1 protein-coding gene is annotated in these 264 nt (G+C 51.5%); it reads left to right on the forward strand.

From position 1 onward, the window contains the following. Window positions 1-264, forward strand: a 264-nt coding sequence (locus ICN41_RS11475) for a hypothetical protein (protein ID WP_216293025.1), incomplete at both ends; no start/stop codon positions are given.

Below are 264 nucleotides of genomic sequence, written 5' to 3' on the forward strand. Positions count from 1 at the left end.
CTCTCGCTCAGGCTCAGTTTGCAGAGCCTGCCGTGATCTTTAACTATTTAGGTCGCTTTGAACAAAGCAATGCCAAAGCTGCGAATAGTGCCCAGTGGCAGATGACCGAAGGCGGTCTGATGGGTGCCGCAGATGATCCCCAGCGTCCACGACTACATCTGATTGATATTAATGCAGCCATTAATGCGCAAGGCGCTTTAGAGTTTGGGATTGGCTATTGCCCAGCAATCCACAGTGAAGCATCGATCGCTGCGCTCAAAGCGT

The sequence above is a fragment of the Polynucleobacter sp. 15G-AUS-farblos genome (assembly GCF_018882445.1).
Taxonomy (GTDB): Bacteria; Pseudomonadota; Gammaproteobacteria; order Burkholderiales; family Burkholderiaceae; genus Polynucleobacter.